At 72.7% G+C, this 16,903-nt stretch carries 15 protein-coding genes; 10 read left to right on the forward strand and 5 right to left on the reverse strand.

Features of this window, described 5'->3' with window-relative positions; all coding sequences use genetic code 11:
- Positions 1–331 precede the first annotated feature (331 nt).
- From IE257_RS15715 to IE257_RS15735, 5 genes are read left to right on the forward strand one after another with little or no spacing between them, the layout of a single operon-like run.
- Positions 332–1,870: a sensor histidine kinase gene (locus tag IE257_RS15715; protein ID WP_189968961.1), complete on the forward strand. Its 1,539-nt coding sequence runs from the start codon at positions 332–334 to the stop codon at positions 1,868–1,870.
- Positions 1,871–1,876: 6 nt separating this feature from the next.
- A complete protein-coding gene (locus tag IE257_RS15720) occupies positions 1,877–2,281 on the forward strand; it encodes a roadblock/LC7 domain-containing protein (protein ID WP_189968963.1) in 405 nt (134 codons plus the stop codon).
- Positions 2,278–2,637, forward strand: coding sequence for a DUF742 domain-containing protein (locus IE257_RS15725; RefSeq protein WP_189968965.1), 360 nt, complete (start codon positions 2,278–2,280; stop codon positions 2,635–2,637). Before IE257_RS15720 ends, IE257_RS15725 begins: the two co-directional genes overlap by 4 nt.
- Positions 2,618–3,238 (forward strand): GTP-binding protein, encoded by a 621-nt coding sequence (locus IE257_RS15730; protein WP_189968967.1) that lies wholly within the window; start codon positions 2,618–2,620, stop codon positions 3,236–3,238. The genes IE257_RS15725 and IE257_RS15730 overlap by 20 nt, the downstream gene beginning before the upstream one ends.
- On the forward strand, positions 3,235–4,641 hold the full coding sequence (locus IE257_RS15735; protein WP_229920386.1) for a cytochrome P450: 1,407 nt from the start codon (positions 3,235–3,237) through the stop codon (positions 4,639–4,641). Before IE257_RS15730 ends, IE257_RS15735 begins: the two co-directional genes overlap by 4 nt.
- Before the next feature lie 96 nt (positions 4,642–4,737).
- On the opposite strand, the gene IE257_RS15740 is transcribed toward IE257_RS15735, so the two are convergent.
- From IE257_RS15740 to IE257_RS15755, 4 genes are all read right to left on the reverse strand, one after another.
- The gene (locus IE257_RS15740; protein WP_229920387.1) at positions 4,738–5,835 is read right to left on the reverse strand and encodes a terpene synthase family protein; all 1,098 of its coding nucleotides are present in this window, start codon (positions 5,833–5,835) and stop codon (positions 4,738–4,740) included.
- Complete coding sequence (locus IE257_RS15745) at positions 5,832–6,749, reverse strand: SAM-dependent methyltransferase (protein ID WP_189968969.1); 918 nt, start codon at positions 6,747–6,749, stop codon at positions 5,832–5,834. Before IE257_RS15745 ends, IE257_RS15740 begins: the two co-directional genes overlap by 4 nt.
- A gap of 176 nt (positions 6,750–6,925) precedes the next feature.
- The gene (locus IE257_RS15750; protein WP_189968971.1) at positions 6,926–7,759 is read right to left on the reverse strand and encodes a hypothetical protein; all 834 of its coding nucleotides are present in this window, start codon (positions 7,757–7,759) and stop codon (positions 6,926–6,928) included.
- Between the two features lie 169 nt (positions 7,760–7,928).
- A complete protein-coding gene (locus IE257_RS15755) occupies positions 7,929–8,645 on the reverse strand; it encodes a restriction endonuclease (RefSeq protein WP_229920388.1) in 717 nt (238 codons plus the stop codon).
- A 336-nt stretch (positions 8,646–8,981) separates the two neighbouring features.
- Between IE257_RS15755 and IE257_RS15760 the strand changes: the two genes are divergently transcribed.
- The 5 genes from IE257_RS15760 (at position 8,982) to IE257_RS15780 (ending at position 14,058) form a co-directional block, all read left to right on the forward strand.
- A complete protein-coding gene (locus IE257_RS15760) occupies positions 8,982–9,740 on the forward strand; it encodes an esterase/lipase family protein (protein ID WP_189968973.1) in 759 nt (252 codons plus the stop codon).
- A gap of 87 nt (positions 9,741–9,827) precedes the next feature.
- Positions 9,828–11,591 (forward strand): bifunctional phosphatase PAP2/diacylglycerol kinase family protein, encoded by a 1,764-nt coding sequence (locus IE257_RS15765; RefSeq protein ID WP_189968975.1) that lies wholly within the window; start codon positions 9,828–9,830, stop codon positions 11,589–11,591.
- On the forward strand, positions 11,545–12,501 hold the full coding sequence (locus tag IE257_RS15770) for a YihY/virulence factor BrkB family protein (protein WP_189968978.1): 957 nt from the start codon (positions 11,545–11,547) through the stop codon (positions 12,499–12,501). Before IE257_RS15765 ends, IE257_RS15770 begins: the two co-directional genes overlap by 47 nt.
- Positions 12,502–12,573: 72 nt before the next feature.
- Positions 12,574–13,437, forward strand: a complete 864-nt coding sequence (locus tag IE257_RS15775) for a phosphatase PAP2 family protein (protein WP_189968980.1) — start codon at positions 12,574–12,576, stop codon at positions 13,435–13,437.
- Between the two features lie 150 nt (positions 13,438–13,587).
- The gene (locus IE257_RS15780) at positions 13,588–14,058 is read left to right on the forward strand and encodes a Dps family protein (RefSeq protein WP_189968982.1); all 471 of its coding nucleotides are present in this window, start codon (positions 13,588–13,590) and stop codon (positions 14,056–14,058) included.
- A gap of 62 nt (positions 14,059–14,120) precedes the next feature.
- On the opposite strand, the gene rph is transcribed toward IE257_RS15780, so the two are convergent.
- Positions 14,121–16,742, reverse strand: coding sequence for a rifamycin-inactivating phosphotransferase (gene rph, locus IE257_RS15785; RefSeq protein WP_189968984.1), 2,622 nt, complete (start codon positions 16,740–16,742; stop codon positions 14,121–14,123).
- Positions 16,743–16,903: the final 161 nt, after the last annotated feature.

Genomic DNA, 16,903 nt, shown 5'->3' on the forward strand with positions numbered 1-16,903 from the left:
GGCAGGAGTGAGCCGGCCGTCGGCGCCGGCTTCCTAGCGCATTTCCGTCCGCGACACCACTTCGGCACGACGCGATACGGCCATCCCCGGCGCCGGTGTACGTACGGGTTTCCTCCCCGTGCGGGCGGTCGCACGTCCTCGACCTGCTCCTACGTCGGCGCGTGCTGCAGACGGGCGCCCGCGGTTGCCGGAATTCGCCCCGGTTGATGGCGCATAACTGTTCCTTCGGTCCGATGAACTCCAACGAAAGCGCCCGTGCGGGCAGTTGAGCGTAGTTATGCTCCCGCCCACCGGTCCAAAGGTCGCCCTTTTCGATAATTCGAGGACACAGATGGAGCAAAAAGACATTCCTCCCGAGTCGGTCCACTCGGAGGAGGGGAGAGGTCCCGTGCTCGCAACGCTCGGCGCCCTGGCCGCCGCCTGTCTGGTCGGGGCGCTCCTCTCCTCCTCGGAACCCGTCGGCACGGGCCTGATCGCCGCGGGCGCCGCCTGCACCGCCGCCGTGTTCGTCGAAGCGCTGCGCCGCGGCCGCGCGCTCGCCGCGGAGCGCGCCCAGGTGGCGGCACTCCGGCACGCCCTGTCCCGGCAGGAGGCCGAGGCGATCCGGCTGTCCGCCGTGGTGCTGCCCGAGGCCATCGAGCGCCTCCGCAGGGGCGAACTGCCCGAAGAGGTGCTGACCGCCCTGGGCGGGCGCCGCGGACACGGCAACCGCTGGGGCAACGACGCAGCCCTGACCCCGCGCTTCAGAGCCGCCCTGCAAGCCGTTCTCGCCCATTCCGTCGACGCGGTCGACAACGAGGAGAGCCTCCGCGACTCGGCGCAGCGGGCCTTCGTGAACGTGGCCCGCCGCGTGCAGGCGATCGTCCACCAGCAGGCCCAAGAGATGCGCGAGATGGAGGACCGGCACGGCACCAACCCGGACGTCTTCGGCGACCTCCTGCGCCTCGACCACGGCACCGCCCTGATCGGCAGGCTCGCCGACTCCATCTCGGTCCTCGGCGGCGCGCGTCCCGGCCGCCAGTGGAGCAGGGCCGTCACGCTCTACAGCGTGCTGCGCGGTGCGATGTCGAGGATCATCGACTACCAGCGGGTGGAACTGCACTCGGTCTCCGAGGTCGCCGTCATCGGCCCGGTCGTGGAACCACTGATCCACACCCTCGCGGAGCTGCTGGACAACGCCACCCGGTACTCGCCCCCGCACACCCGGGTCCACCTCACCGCCGTCGAGGTGCAGTCGGGCATCGCCGTGGAGATCGAGGACGGCGGTCTGAGCATGAGCGAGGAGGCGCGCGCACGCGCCGAGAAGATGCTCGCGCAGGCGCAGTCCGGCATCGACCTCAACGACCTGGGCGAGACGCCCCGGCTGGGCCTGGCGGTGGTGGGCCGGCTGGCCCAGGCGTACGGGTTCCAGGTCTCCCTGCGCTCGTCCGCGTACGGCGGCGTGCGCGCCGTGGTCATCGTGCCGCAGCACCTGATCACCACGGCCTCCGCGGCGACCGGCCTCGCCCACGGCATCGGCTCCTCCTCGGGCCCCAGGGCCGTGGCCGCCACCCCGCGCGAGCACCCCGTGCACCATCCGTCGGCCGGCGTGTCCGCGCCGCGGTCGGCCCGGGTTCCGGCGCCCGGGCCGGCGCCCGTCAGCGGCGGGCCGACCGCTGACCGCACCGCGACCGGCCTGCCGCAGCGACGCCGGAAGGACCGTGTCACCACCTACGACTACGACACCCGGCCGGCCGCGGGGCCGCAGTCGGCGGACGACAGCGGCCCCGGAATGTGGCTGGAGGCGTTCCACAGCGGACTGTCCGGTGAGCCCGGCCAGGACGCACAGGGCGCGGAGGACGCGTCGGGCTCAGCGACCAAAGGGGCGTAAACAGTGATGACTCAGCGAAGCAGTATGGACTGGATGCTCAAGGACCTGGCCGCCGGGGTGCCGCAGACCCGGCACGTGATCGTACTGTCCGCGGACGGGCTCTGCGTCGCTCAGTACGGGGCCGAGACGGACACGGCCGACCGCCTGGCGGCCGCGTGCGCCGGCCTGCAGAGCCTCGCCGGAGCGGTGGCCGCGGAACTGCCCAACTCCCGGGGCAGAATGCGGCTGGTCGTGATCGAGATGGACGGCGGGTTCTTCTACCTGATGGCCGCCGGAGACGGCTCCTACCTCGCGGTGCTCGCCGACGAGGGTGTCGACGCGGGCCTGATGGGCGCACAGATGCGCGCCCTGGTCTCCCGGATGGGGGACCACCTGAGCAGCCCGCCCCGGCACGACGGGCAGCCCGCGTGAAAGAGCCGCCCTCAAGCTGGGAGGACAGCAGTCCCGAACGGCTCTACGTCATCACCGGCGGACGCAGCGGACCTTCCACCGCCGTCCACCTGGACCTCGTGACCTTAGTGGTGGCCAAAGGGCCTCCCCGGCCCGAGACGCAGCCCGAGCAGGCAGCCATTCTGCGGATGTGCCGGTCACCGCTCTCGGTGGCCGAGATCGCCGCGTACGTCGGCCTGCCCGTGAGCGTCGTCACCGTGCTGGTCGGAGACCTGATGGCCGCCGAGCGCGTGCACGTCCGCCCGCCCGTTCCCGCCGCGCAGCTACCCGACCTTGCTCTGATCGAGGCAGTGATCGATGGACTTCAGAAGCTCTGACGCCCCTGCCGGGCCGCTCCCCGCGGACATACTCCCGGAGACGGCCGCGGCCGCCGTGAAAGTCGTCATCGTCGGCGGCTTCGGCGTGGGCAAGACGACGATGGTCGGTGCGGTCAGCGAGATCAAACCGCTGACGACCGAGGAGACGATGACCCGGGCCGGCGTCGGCGTCGACGACACCTGGGGCGTCTCCCGCAAGATCACCACCACCGTGGCCATGGACTTCGGCCGCATCAGCATCAACGACGAACTCGTGCTGTACCTGTTCGGAACCCCCGGCCAGGAGCGCTTCTGGTTCCTGTGGCGCGGGCTCTTCGAGGGCGCCCTCGGAGCGGTCGTCATCCTCGACACCCGCCGGCTGGAGATCAGCTTCGATGTGATCGGACGGCTGGAGGAGCGCGGCGTCCCCTTCGTCGTCGCGGTCAACTCCTTCCCCGGCGCGCCCGAACATCCGCTGGAGGAACTGCGCGAGGCCCTCGACCTGCCCGCCGCCGTCCCGATCCTCGTCTGCGACGCCAGACGGCGGGAATCGTCCCGCGACGTCCTGCTGACCCTCATGCGCTACCTGCACTCCCAGGCAGCCACCCAGGAGGCAATGTGAGCACCACCCCCACCCCACCGCCCGAGTGCCCCGCCCACGCGGCGGCGACCGCGGGGGGTCTGTACCGTCTCCACGGAGCGGAGGCCCAGGCCGATCCCTTCGCACTGTACGAGAAGCTGCGGGCCGAACACGGCTCGGTGGCCCCCGTACTGGTGAGCGGGGACCTCCCGGCCTGGCTGGTCCTCGGCCACCGGGAGAACCTGGACGTGGCCCGCACGTCCTCGCGCTTCGCCCGCGACCCCCGCGGCTGGCGCGACATGAGAGAGGGCCGCGTACCGGCCGACACCCCGCTCGGCCCCATGGTCTCCTGGGTGCCGGTGTGCAACTTCACCGACGGCCCCGTCCACGAGCGGCTGCGCGGGGCCGTGGTGGAGTCCCTGGAGCGCTTCGACAAGCGCGGCATCCGGCGCTACGTGACGCGCTTCGCCAACCAGCTCGTCGACCAGATCGCGGGCGAGGGCTACGCCGATCTGGTGTCCGCCTTCTCGGACCAGCTTCCGATGCTGGTGATGACGCAACTCCTCGGGGCACCCGACGAACACGGCCCCCTGCTCGTCAACGCGGCACGCGACATGCTCCAGGGGACCGAGACCGCCCTCCAGAGCGACCGCTACGTCACCACCACGCTGGAGAACCTGGTGGCGGAGCGGAAGGCCGAACCCGCCCGCGACCTCGCCTCCTGGCTGATCGAGCACCCCGCGAACCTGACCGACACCGAGGTGCTCATGCACCTGCGCGTCGTGTTGATCGCCGCCTACGAGACCACCGCCAACCTCATCGCCAACACCCTGCGGACGGTGCTGACCGACCCGCGCTTCCGGGCGAGCCTCTCCGGAGGCCACATGACCCTGCCCGACGCGCTGGAGCAGGTCCTGTGGGACGACCCGCCGATCAACACGATCATCGGGCGCTGGGCCACCGGAGACACGCTGCTGGGCGGCCGGCAGGTCAAGGCCGGCGACATGATCCTGCTCGGCCTGGCGGCCGGCAACGCCGACCCGCAGATCCGGCCGGATCCCAACGCCTCCGTTCACGGCAACCGTTCCCACCTCGCCTTCAGCAGCGGACCGCACGAGTGCCCGGGCCAGGACATCGGGCGCGCCATCGCCGACACCGGCATCGAGGTCCTGCTGGACCGGCTGCCCGACCTCCAGCTGGCGGTCGACGCGAGCGAACTCCGCTGGCGCGGCACCCTCATGTCCCGCCACCTGCTGTCCCTGCCGGTACGGTTCGCTCCGCGCTCCGCGCCGGCCCCGCAGCTCGAACCGGAGCAGCCGGCCGGGCACCCCGTGCACGCGCTGATCCCGCCGCAGCCGACGGCACCGCCGACGCCGGTGCCGGCCGTCACCGGTCGCCGCCGGCGTGGCGTCAGCTGGTGGCGCCGACTGCTCGGCCGCATCTGACGGCCTTCCGCAGCGCGGGGCCCGCGCCTACCGAGGGCCCCGTACCGAAGGCCCGTACCGGGGCCCCGGCCACACCGGCCGGGGCCCCGGCAGCGCTCAGCGGCGTACCAGCCGCCACCAGGACGCGAGCGCCGGCAGGTCCGGCGGTTCGGTTCCCGTGACGCTGGGCCCGTCGGCGAAACCTATCGCGAACGCCGCGTCCGGCAGGGGCAGTTCGTGCCGGTTGCGCGGACTGGCGTACCGGGGCGCGCGAGTCTGCCACCCGATGGAGCCGGCCACGTAGTGCCCCAACGCCGCCAGATGGCGGCCCAGTTCGCCGTCCGCACCGTCCTCCAGCTGCTCCCGCAGCCGGAGGAAGAGGACCATCACCCGGTCGCGCAAGGCCACCGCGAGCGGCACCGCCTCGGCCGGGGAACAGTTCTCCTGATGGGCCAGGACGTTGACGAGATTCACCTCGCGCGGCTCCAGGTGGTCGTCCTTGTCGTAGGAGAACAGGTCGTTGTCCGCACTGACGACGAAGCCCGCCGCGTCCGTCAGCGCCGTCAGGGCGGGGGAGCAGCGGACGTCCGCCGGCAGCCGGACCCCGCGCGCGACGTCGGACCAGGTCAGTGAGAACCGCGTACCGTTCGCGAGCGGCCCCATGGCGACGAAGTCGTTCAGCCCCGGCATCGTCCGCGCCTCCGCCCGTGCGGCCCGCCAGGCCGCCCCGAGCAGCCAGTCCCGCGTCCCCTCCGCGAACCTGCGGAGCTCGTAGGGCGAGAGCATGGCGTGCGTACGGCTCACCAGGTCCGCCAGCGCCGCGGTCATCGGACCCGGGGGCAGCACGGATGCTCCCGGGTCCTCGATGGTCCGCAGCAGCCGTGCCCCGTGCTCGATGACGGCGGCCGTTCCCACCTCTTCGGAACCGGAGTCCTGCCAGTCGTCGACGGCGTTGGCCCAGTAGTTCCACTGGGTGAACAGGAGGACGGCCTCCACGTTCCCGTCGGGGACGATGCGGCAGGAGAAGTCGGCGCTGTGGGTGGCGAGACCCCATGCGCGCTCGACGGGATCGGGGTACAGGCCGAAGGCGTCCAGCCACTCGACGGCCCGGGCCTCCACCTGCTTGGCCTCGGGGTGGACGAGGTCGCGGGGGAGGGGGCAGTAGAAGGCCGGCAGGCGCGGACCGAGGAGGGAGGGGCGCGGCGACGCGGTCATCGGCCGCCCCCGAGCCGGAAGCGCAGCAGCCGGGTCTGCACCGCGTGGTCGCGCCAGAGGCGGAAGAACCTGCTGTGCGCGATCGTCGATTGTTCGAGTCTTTCACCGGTCCAGGCGCCGGGTTCACCGCCGGCGCCCGCTCTGAGCCGGTCGAGTTCGGCGGTGTTCCACGCCATGGACTGCACCCAGAACTCCGTCACCGAGTCCGTCACGTCCTCGTCCTGCACCAGTTCGAAGCCGGCCGCCTCGGCCGCGGCCAGGTACTCCGCGCGGCGTCCGAGCCGGGTTCTGTAGTAGCCGTCCATGAACTCGCGCCACTGGGAGGGGCCGACGAAGTGTTCCTGGATCCCGAACCATCCACCGGGTACCAGCGCCCTGGCCACGACCTCGAACAGGCGGGCCCGGTCGGTGTACCCGCTGCTCTCGTTGGCGTAGACGGCGTCGTACGCACGGGTTTCGTCGAGCCGGTGCACATCCGCCAGACGCGGATGCACCTGTTCGTGGACCCCGGCGCGCCGGGCGAACTGCCGCACGATCGGCAGGTGTTCCCGTGCGACGGTGAGACTGGTGACCGATGCCCCGTGCTCCTGCGCCCAGTAGAGCGACGTGCCGCCCAGGCCGCAGCCGATGTCCAGCAGCCGCCGCGGAGGCTCTTCGTACGCGCCCCAGGAGCGGGCCGCGTGCTCGACTATCCGCTCCTGTGCGTCGAGCAGGCGCTGCTTGAGCATGTATTGGGGGACGGTGGTGTCCGGTGGGCCGTCGGGATAGAGCCCTACGTGGAAGTGGACGCGGGGGCCCGGGCCGTACTTCTGGAGTATTTCCTGGGTCTTGCGGCTGTAGTAGAGCCGTACCGGATCGTCCGCGGCCGAGCCCTGGTCGCTGCCTAAGGACGATACGGGAGGTGTCACGCGCATGGGATGTCCGCCCTTTCGTGGGGTAGGGCCGTTCTTCCGGGACGCGCTGCGGCCGCCCTCACCGCGTCCCTTCCGTGCACTGTCGAAGCACGGGTCATCGTGGCACTTCAGGTGTCCCGCGTCAGCCCACTGGACGACGCGGAACCCGATCGATTCCGCTACGCACCGGGGCCGGCTCAACCTTCACGGCGACGCTGCAGGGCTGCGCGGATCTCCCGGGCCCTTCGGGTGCCGAGCAGGTCGAGCACCTGTTCCGTGGTCGTCACCGGGTGCCCGGCCAGTACCTCGGCGGCCTGCTCGGGCAGCAGGGGGTCGACCTCCTCGGCCAGCCGCTCGACGACCGACACCTGCGGCACTTGCGCCGGCTCGCGGTGGGGCGCGGGGGACAGTGCCGGGCGGGCGGACGCGGACGCGGTCGGGGGCGGAGCGGGTTCGGGCACCGGCGCGGCGAAGGCCGGCAGCGGGTGTCCGGGCGGCCAGGGGGCGCGGTGGACCAGCGCTGCCGTGACCGCGCACAGCCACGGGGCCCAGGCTCCCGAGAAGAGCAGGGGGGCACCCCCGTTGAAGGTCAGGTGCACCGCCCGGCCGTCCGGGGCGGGGGTGAGGGCCAGGAGGTGCTCCCACCAGTACACCTCGGCGCCGCTGCCGAAGAAGCCGACGAGACGGTGATCCGTGAGCACCACCCGGATCTCGCCCTCCCACCGCCACTGCATCTCCGCCATCCGCTCGGCCTGTCGGCGGGTCCGGGCGTGGTGGAGCTCGCCGGTCAGGACACCGAAGGCCATGAAGAGCGGGCCGCCCTGCACCGCGTAGCCCGAGGAGTACTCGACATTCGTCCCGTAGTAGGCGTGGGCGCCGACCACGAGGTCCGCGTACTGGGTCTCCCCCTGCCGGGTCACCATCGTCGGGGTCATCGGAACGAGGGGGTGGCCGGAGGACAGGTGCGTCACCAGGCTCCGGACCGCCTCGTCGGGAGACTCCTGCGCCCGCCGACGTCTCAGCCACCCCATGGAACCCCTCCCCGCGCGCGACAGCTGTGCCAACAAGCCTGTGTGCACGGCATGTTGGGTCGACAGCGTAACGGTCGAACCGATCCCGCAGACACGACTTCCGCCGTACACCGCGTCTGCCGGTGCCCGGTGCGGAGCCACGGAGCCACGGAGCCGCGGAGCCACGGAGCTACGGGGTACCGGCGCCGGCCACCCCCTGCGCGCCCTCGGGGCGTGCCGCGGCGATGCTCTCCCACGGAGGGGGTGTCCGCGACCGGGTCCACTCGGCCAGGTCGTCGCCGTCGACGCAGACGATGTCGCAGGCGGCGGCGTACTCCGCGGCCGGAGCAGTGAAGGAGCTCGTGGTCACGACGACGGCCACGTCCGCCTCGTGGACGGCGAAGCAGGTCCCGCCGAAGCGCTGGAGGTCCTGCGAACCGACCCGGTTGCCCTCGCCGTAGTGCTTGCACTGGATGACCACGCGCAGGCCGTCCGCCGTCGTGGCGATCACGTCCGCCCCCAAGTCGCCCGCGCCACCGACCACTTCCACCTGGGGGCAACCGTCCCGCGCGCACAACGCGGCGACCGAGTGCTCGAAACCGTCGGCGTCCACCGCGGAGTGGTCCAGGGCGTCGGTGCCCACCTCGTGCAGGCCCGCCGTCTCCGGGTTGCCCCCCGCCCCGGCTTCCGGGGCGCAGGTTGCCGGGATGCCGGGGGCCAGCGGTCCGCGCCGGTCGGACCCGCGTACGGGCGAGCGGTGCGGGCCCGGAGCCACGCACCACCGCATGACCGCCGCCGCGGCCAGCAGGACGAGCACGCCGACGATCGGCGTCACCGGTACGCCGCCGCCCGCCGACGGACCGGCCGTCCTGACGAAGACGGCGGCCCCACCCAGGCAGATCCCCACCAACCCCACCGCCAACACGACGTCACGCCCCACCGATACGGGGCCCTCGCCCCCACCGCGCCGACGTCCTCTCTGTACCTTCACCACGCGCCCCCTCTCACTCGCCACCCGACACGGCCGATCACCCCGCCCGGGGGTGACGGACCCGGTGGTTACTCTCCGTCTGATCAGGAACGCCGGATCCAAACGGCCCGGTGCACGGGGACTTCCCGTGGTCAGCGGCCGCTCGGCCGCGATCGCGACCGAAACGTTTCTGGTGTGAAGTGCGGCAGCCGGACGGGTGAGTGGGGCGGCATCGGGGCCGGGGCCGGTGCGGCGCACCGCTACAAACGGGCCATGCACGCGTACTTGCTCCGCCTCGTCCCGGCCGTGGTCGTGGCCCTGGCCGTCTGCGCGGCCCCGGCCGCCGCTCGTCCCATCGTGCCGGCCCACGCGTCGGCCCACGCGTCGGCCCACGCGTCGGCCCACGCGTCGGCCCGCGCGCCCGCCGACGTACCGGCCCACGTAGCGGCCGAACCCGACCCCGTGGTCTTCGTACACGGCTGGAACGGCGACGGGTCGACCTGGAACACCTTCGTCGACCGGTTCCTGGCGGACGGCCGGCCCGCCGACCGCCTGTACCGGTGGACGTACCCCACCTCCCAGTCCAACGCCACGACCGCGTCGCAACTCGCCGCCACCGTCGACCGCGTCCTGACCGCGACCGGAGCTGCCGAGGTGGACCTCGTCACCCACTCCATGGGCGCCCTGCCGTCGCGCTACTACCTCAAGAACCTCGGCGGCGACGCCAAGGTCGACGCATGGGTGTCCTTGGCGGGCCCCAACCACGGCACGGACACCGCCCGCCTCTGCGGGCAGGCCTCGTGCGTCGAGATGCGGCCCGGTTCCGCCTTCCTCACCGCGCTCAACGCGGGTGACGAAACACCCGGCCCCACCCGCTACGCCACCTGGCGGTCCCCCTGTGACCTGGTCGTCAGTCCCGACAGCACGGTTGCTCTCGCCGGCGCGATGAACACCCGGATCCCGTGTCTGCAACATTCCGCCTTCCTCACCGACCCCGGGGTGTACGCGCAGGTGCGGGACCACATCGGCTGACCGCGGACGCCGCCGTGTGACCGCGCCCCCGCCGAACCCCGGCGGACCGGCGCGCATCATCGGGCCGGGACGGGTCAGACGGGCCCCATGAAGAGAAGACGCGGCGCCGCCGCTCGCGGGGCAGCCCGGCCGCTGCTGCTCCTGCCGGTCCAGGCGGCCCTGCTGATCGGCCTGGGCGGGCTGGTCACCGGGCCGGCCGCGCACCACTGGCCGCTCGCGGTCGAGGACCGGGTCCCCCGGGCCCTGGCGGAGTACCGCGATGCGCCCGTCCTCATCACGGTGTCCGAGTGGCTCTCCGCACTCGGGAGCACGCAGGTCGTCGTCGGGCTGACCCTGGCCGCGCTGCTCGCCCTGCTCCGGCTGCCCCGGGTGGCGCTGCGCCGAGAGGCGCTCTTCCTCGGTGCCGCGGTCGCCGCGCAGTCGGCGGTGTTCGTCCTGGTCACGGCGTTCGTGGAACGGCCGCGCCCGGACCTCCCCCGACTCGACGCCGCACCGCCCACTTCCAGCTTCCCCTCCGGCCACGTCGGAGCCTCGCTGGCCCTCTACGGCGGACTGGCCGTCATCGCGGCCCTGCGGCTGCGCGGCCCCTGGCGCCCCGCCGTGATGGCCGCCCTCCTGCTGGTGCCGCCCGCGGTCGGCCTGGCCCGGGTCTACCGCGGCATGCACTACCCCAGCGACATCGCAGGCGGCCTCCTCAACGGCGCAGCCACCCTCCTGATCACGGCTTCGGTCTTCCTCCACGGCCGCCACCGGTCCACGCCCCGGCCGCCGCACGGCCCGCACCTGCCCGCTCAGGCGGCCACCGCCGATGCCCGCGGCGGGCGGACGGAGCTCGTCGTGCCGACGGTGCTCGTCGTACGGCACCCGTACGGCTGCCCGGACGACCTCGCCGAGCGGTTGCGCGCCGTACTCGAAGGCCACGGCCACCCCCACCGCGAGCAGCGCTGGATCCGCACCACCGCCGAGCGCCCGGCGGGCGCTCTCACCGAGGAGCTCGCCGCGCGCCGCCCCGCCCTGGTGGTGGCCTGCGGCGGCGACGGCACCCTGCGCGCCTGCGCCGAGCTGCTGGCCGGCAGCGGGATCCCGCTGGCCGTGGTGCCCTGCGGCACCGGCAACCTCCTGGCCCGGAACCTAGGCCTCCCGCTGGACCCGGCTGCGGCGCTCGACGCGTCCCTGGCCGGCGACAGCCACCTCATCGACGTCGGGCGCGTCCGGGGCGACGGCCTCGCGCCCACCCGGTTCACCGTCATGGCCGGCGCCGGGTTCGACGCCGCGATGGTCAAGGACGCCTCACCCCGCCTCAAGTCCCGGCTGGGCTGGGCCGCGTACGTGCTGTCGGCGCTCCGGCACCTGCGCGATCCGAGCGTGCGACTGACGATCCGCGTGGACGGGGCCCGCGCACGGCGGCGCCGGGCCCGGATGGTCGTCATCGGGAACGTGGGCACCCTCCAGGGCGGGCTGCCGCTGCTGCCGGGAGCCCGCCCCGACAGCGGACACCTGGACGTGGTGCTGTTCGACCCGCGCGGCCCGGCCGGATGGCTCGCGGCCGCCACCCACCTCCTGTCCCGTCTCCTGCGCCGCCACCCGCCGCTCCCGGCCGCCGCCGCGCGCACGGAGGCCGGGGGAGCCCTGGAGTACTTCACCGCGACCCGTGTCGACGTGCGCTGCGCACGCCCCCAGCCCCGCGAACTCGACGGCGACCCGGTCTCCGACGGCACCCGCCTCACCGCCTGGATCGAACCGGGCGCACTGCGCGTCCAGCTGCCCCGGACCACCGCCGTACGAGAAGGAGAGGAGGAACGGCATGGGAACAGCCCGACGCGTACCGCCGCGCCACGGCGTGCACGGTGACGAACTCTCCGGCGACGAGGCGTGGACCGCGCTGCGCCGCTACGGCAGTTGGAGCCTGGCCCGTGACTCCTTCGTCCGATTCCGCTACGCCGACGGGTTCAGCCACGCCCGCGCACTCGCCCTGCAGACCGTCCTGTGCCTGGTCCCGCTGGCGATCGCCGCCGTCGGCCTCTCCAGTGTCCTGCACACCGAGGACGCCGGCCGGGTGGTCGAGCTGACCATCCGCGGCCTCACCCCCAGCGGCCCCGGCCGGGCGGCGGTGGACGACGCGCTCAGCGGCAGCCGCCGCCGGGCGGGCGACGGCGGCCAACTCGCCCTGTGGTTGGGCCTGCTGTTCGCCGTCGTCAACGTCACCACGGCCCTCTGCCAGGTCGAGCGCGGCGCCAACCGCATATACGGCAACGAACGCGATCGGCCGTTCCTCGCCAAGTACGCCCGCGGCCTCGCGATGTCGGCCCTCGCCGGCTTCCCGCTGGGCCTCAGCTTCGTCCTCACCGTACTCGGCGCCGACCTCACCCGCGCCCTCGCCGAGGTGTACGACCTGGCCCCCGCCACCGTGCGGACCTGGGAGATCCTGCGCCTGCCCGCGGGTGTCCTGCTGGCCGTCCTCGCCACCAGCGCGATCTTCCGGCTCTCCCCGCGACGCCGGCAACCCGGCTACACCTGGCTGGCCTTCGGCGCCGTCGTGTACCTGGCGCTGTGGAACCTCGCCACCTGGGGCCTCAGCCTGTACGTCGGCGCCAGCGGCTCGTTCACCAGCGTCTACGGGCCGCTCAGCGCCATCGTGTCCCTGCTCCTGTGGTCGTACCTCACCTCGACGGCCCTGTTCCTCGGACTGTCCTTCGCCGCCCAGCTGGAAGCCGTACGCGCCGGGGTCCGCGACCCGGTCCTCCCCGACCCCGGGATCTGACCGACCGCCACCGGCCGCCACCGACCGCCGACAACTGCCACCGACCGCCGCACACGAGAGGACGCCGCAGGCATGGCACCACCCACCGGAAGCTCCCCCCGCCGTGCGGCCCTGCGCGATCGGCTCCGCCATCCGCTGCGGCACCTGCCGGCGTGGCACGGCGGCCCCGACGCCACTTTCGCCGCCCGGCTGCTCCTCACCACGGCTGCGACCGCCGTGGTGTCCGTCCCCTTCGCCGTCGCCCTGGTCCTCGTCGAGTCCGGGTGGCAGCCCCTGCTCCGCCTGGACCGTGCGACGGCCGAACGGCTGCACGCCACGGCCCTGGAGCACCCCGGCCTGGTGCGCGTCCTCGACGTCCTCACCGGGGTGGTGTGGGACCCGGTGACCCTACGCCTCCTGGTGGCCCTGCTGGTCGTCCGGCTGGCCGTTCGCGGAGCATGGCGGCCGGCCGCCTGGGCCGCCGTCACGGCGGCCGGCAGCGCCCTGGTGGGGTACCTCGCGAAGATCGCCGTCGAGCGGGCCCGGCCCCACCTCCCCGAGCCGGTCGCCCACGCACCCGGCTTCTCCTTCCCCTCCGGGCACGCCATGACGGCCCTCACCTCCAGCGCGGTGCTGCTGCTGGTCCTGCTGCCGCTCGTCCCGCGCGCCTGGCGCCCGCTGCCCTGGGCGCTGGCCGTGCTCACCGTGGTGGGCGTCGGCTACACCCGGGTGGCGCTGGGCGTCCACTGGGTCAGCGACGTCGTCGGCGGCTGGCTCCTGGGGCTGGTCACGGTCACCGCGACGACCCTGGTCTTCGAGGCCTGGCGGGCGGACACCGGACGCCCCCGGGCCGCGGTCACCGACGGCCTCGAACCCGAGCTCACCGGCCCCGACCCCGAGTCCGCACCTCCGGCCGGTGCCCCGGCCCCGCCTGCGCCCCGCACGGGCCGCCGATGAGCAGCCACTGCTTCCGCACGCGGACGACACCTGTCCGCCGGTTGTCCGGCTCGACCGAAAGGACCAGCCGGACGATCGGCCCGTTTTGGCTCGGGCATAGCGGGTAGTCGACGTTTCATCGATACATATCCCGATATGAATGGAGACGTCGTGTCCGTCGTCAAGAACGCCCTCCCGGAAGCCGACCTCAAGGTCGTCGGTGAAGCGCTGCAGGGCGCTCTGGTGGACCTGGTGGACCTCTCGCTCGTGGCCAAGCAGGTGCACTGGAACGTGGTGGGACCCCGCTTCCGGTCCGTACACCTCCAGCTCGACGAGGTCGTCACCACGGCGCGCACCCACTCGGACGTCGTGGCCGAGCGGGCCTCCGCCCTCGGGATCACCCCGGACGGCCGGGCCGCGACGGTGGCGTCCGCCACCGCGATCACGGGTGTGCCCGAGGGCTGGATCAAGGACGTGGACGCGGTCCGCATCCTCGTCGACGCCCTCAGCACGGTGATCACCCGCATGCGCGAGCGCATCCGGTCCACGGACGAACCCGACCCGGTCACCCAGGACCTCCTGATCGCCCTCACCGGCGAGCTCGAGAAGCACCACTGGATGTTCGCCGCCGAGAACATCTGAGCGCGCCGGCCGGCGTGGCCCCGGACGGCAGCAGCCGTCCGGGGCCACGCCGGTGCGCCCGCTCAGGAGAGGATTTCGACGTACCCGTCGGTCCCGTGCAAGCGGATCCGCTGGCCGTCGCGGATCAGCCGGGTGGCCTGCTCCACGCCGACGACGGCGGGCAGACCGTACTCCCGGGCGATCACCGCGCCATGGGTCATCAGGCCGCCCACCTCGGTCACCAGGCCCGCGATGCCGACGAACAGCGGCGACCAGCTGGGGTCCGTGAAGGCCGTGACCAGGATGTCGCCCGCTTCGAGATCGGCCTCCGCCATGTCGAGGACCACCCGCGCCCGTCCCTCGACCGTCCCGGCCGAGACCGGTACGCCGACCAGGGCGCCGGCCGGTACGTCGTCGCGCCGGTACGCCCCGGTGAGGGCCTCACCGTCCGAGGTGAGCACCCGGGGCGGCGTGAGCGCGTGGTAGGCACGGAAGGCCTCCTTGCGCTGCTGGACGAGCTGCTGGAGGGCCTGCCGGTCGTCCGCGCTGTTCGAACGCACGACCTCGTGGAGTTCCTGGAAGGTGAGGTGGAAGACGTCCTCCCGCTCAGGGACCACGCCCGCCTGCACGAGGCGCCCGGCCTCCTCCATCAGGGCCCGCTTGTAGAGGAAGTAGCGGCTGATGATGCCGTACTTCGGGTACTCCCGGTACCCGATGAAAGTGCGCACCCGGTCGATCATCCGCTTGGTCTCGTCGGCCTTCCGCTCCCCGTCCGGCAGGGCGCGCAGGCGTGACAGCACGTCCTGTTCTTTCTCCTGCGCCTTCTTCCGCCCCTCCTCGAAGCGCCGCTCGGCCGCGCCCGGCTCGAAGTTCCGCACGTTGTCGAGGATCACGGGCACCAGGGTGCCGGGGCGCTCGCGCCAACGCGGCCTGGTGATGTCGATCTCGCCGACGCAGCGCATGCCGTACCGGTCGAGGTATGTCTCGATGGCGTCGCGCGCCTCGGCCCCGCCCGGGAGCTTCGCCAGCTCGTCCAGGAAGGCTTCGTCCTCGATGGGGTCCACGCCCTGCAGGAAGGCCACCACCTCCGGCAGCGGACGGATCACGTCCGCGACGTCGAGCAGCGCCAGTCCCATCTCCGACGTGATGTTGTCGGGGGCGGACAGCGTCAGCGTGTCGGCCGCGTTCTTCTCGCCCAGCCACTCCTGCAGCTTGTCGTTCAGCCACCAGGTGGCCTCCATTCCCGCCATGATCGCCTGAATGCTCAGGGGATCACTGAGGAGCCGCTTGTGCTCCTCGAAGGCCTCCAGCAGGAAGTCGAACAGAGCCGGTCCGCTCTTCGTCCGGATGTCGCGCTCCAGGGCGGCGACGGACACCCGGCTGCGCTCGATCAGCGCGGTGACGACGGCCGGACCGGTCTCGATCGGGGCGGGTGCACCGCCGGCCGGCGGCCCGCCGGGGACCGCGTCCGGGAGCGACGGGACGAAGTCCCCGCGGTCGAGGACGGTCTCCAGAGCGTCCCTGATCAGCGGATCGCCCTTCCCCAGGGCGTCCAGGAGGCCGGCGCGGCTCGCGGGCGAGGCCAGGCGCGCGGTGACGTCCACGAACAGCCTTCCGCCGGCCTCGTGCATCGGCACCATGGCCGTCAGCTGCCACATGGAGAACCCCAGCGCCTTCATGGGGTCGGTCATCATCTGTCCGTGGCCGACGGAGACGTAGACGTGGTTCTCCCGGTCGCCGCTCTCCGGGACGGGGAACAGCGTCGTGATCGGCCGGCTCTGCACGATCCGGAAGCCGTCGTCGACCAGGCACCACTCGATGTCCTGCGGGCGGCCGAAGTGCGCCTCGATCCGCCGCCCGAGCTCTACCAGCCGCACGACCTGCGCATCCGTCAGCGCCGGCTGGTCCTGCCGCTGCGCGTCGATCGCCACCTCCTGCGTACCGCCGGCCGGCAGGGCGGTCAGGGCGCGCTGCTTCGAGGCGATCGCCTTGGCGACGACCTCGCCGTCGCGCACCGTGAAGACGTCCGGGTTCACCAGGCCGGAGACCAGGGCCTCGCCGAGGCCGAAGCCGGCGTCCACGGTGGAGACCTTGCGGTCGCCCGTGACCGGGTCGGCCGTGAACAGGATGCCGGAGGCGTGCGGGAAGGCCATCTGCTGCACGACCACGGCCATGTGCACCGTGCGGTGGTCGATGCCGCCCCGCTCGCGGTAGGTCACGGCGCGCTCGGTGAACAGCGAGGCCCAGCACCGGCTGATGTGCCGGAGGATCTCCGCCGGCCCCACGATGTTCAGGTACGTGTCCTGCTGGCCCGCGAAGGACGCCGTCGGCAGGTCCTCCGCCGTCGCGCTGGACCGGACGGCGTACGCGGCCTGCTCGCCGGACCGGGCGAGCGCGCCGGTGATCTCCGCCGCGAGATCGTCCGGGACGCGGATCCCTTCGACGGTCCGGCGGATCTGCGCGCTGAGCGTGCGGATCGCCTCACGGTCGTCCGGGTCGACGCGCGACAACCGGTCGAGCAGATCGTCGAGCGAGGGCGCTTCCACCATGATCCGCCGGAAGGCCTCCGTCGTCACGCAGAACCCTCCCGGCACGCGGACGCCTTCGATCCGCGACAGCGCGCCCAGGTGCGCGCCCTTGCCGCCGACGACCGCGACCTGCGTCTCGTCCACCAGGTGAAGGTCCCGTACGTACTGCTCGTTCACTGCGATGCCTCCGAGGCGATTGTGGCTCAGGTCGATGATTCTGCGCTGTGCCCCGGGCCTTGCGGCAAGCCCCCCTGCGCGCTATAACTTGAGAGTGGCAAGGAGAGGGCTCTCCTTGCCTTTGTCGTTTCCGGTCACGCCAGAAGTGACGAACGATGAGA

It is taken from the genome of Streptomyces avidinii (assembly GCF_014650695.1).
Classification (GTDB): domain Bacteria; phylum Actinomycetota; class Actinomycetes; order Streptomycetales; family Streptomycetaceae; genus Streptomyces; species Streptomyces avidinii.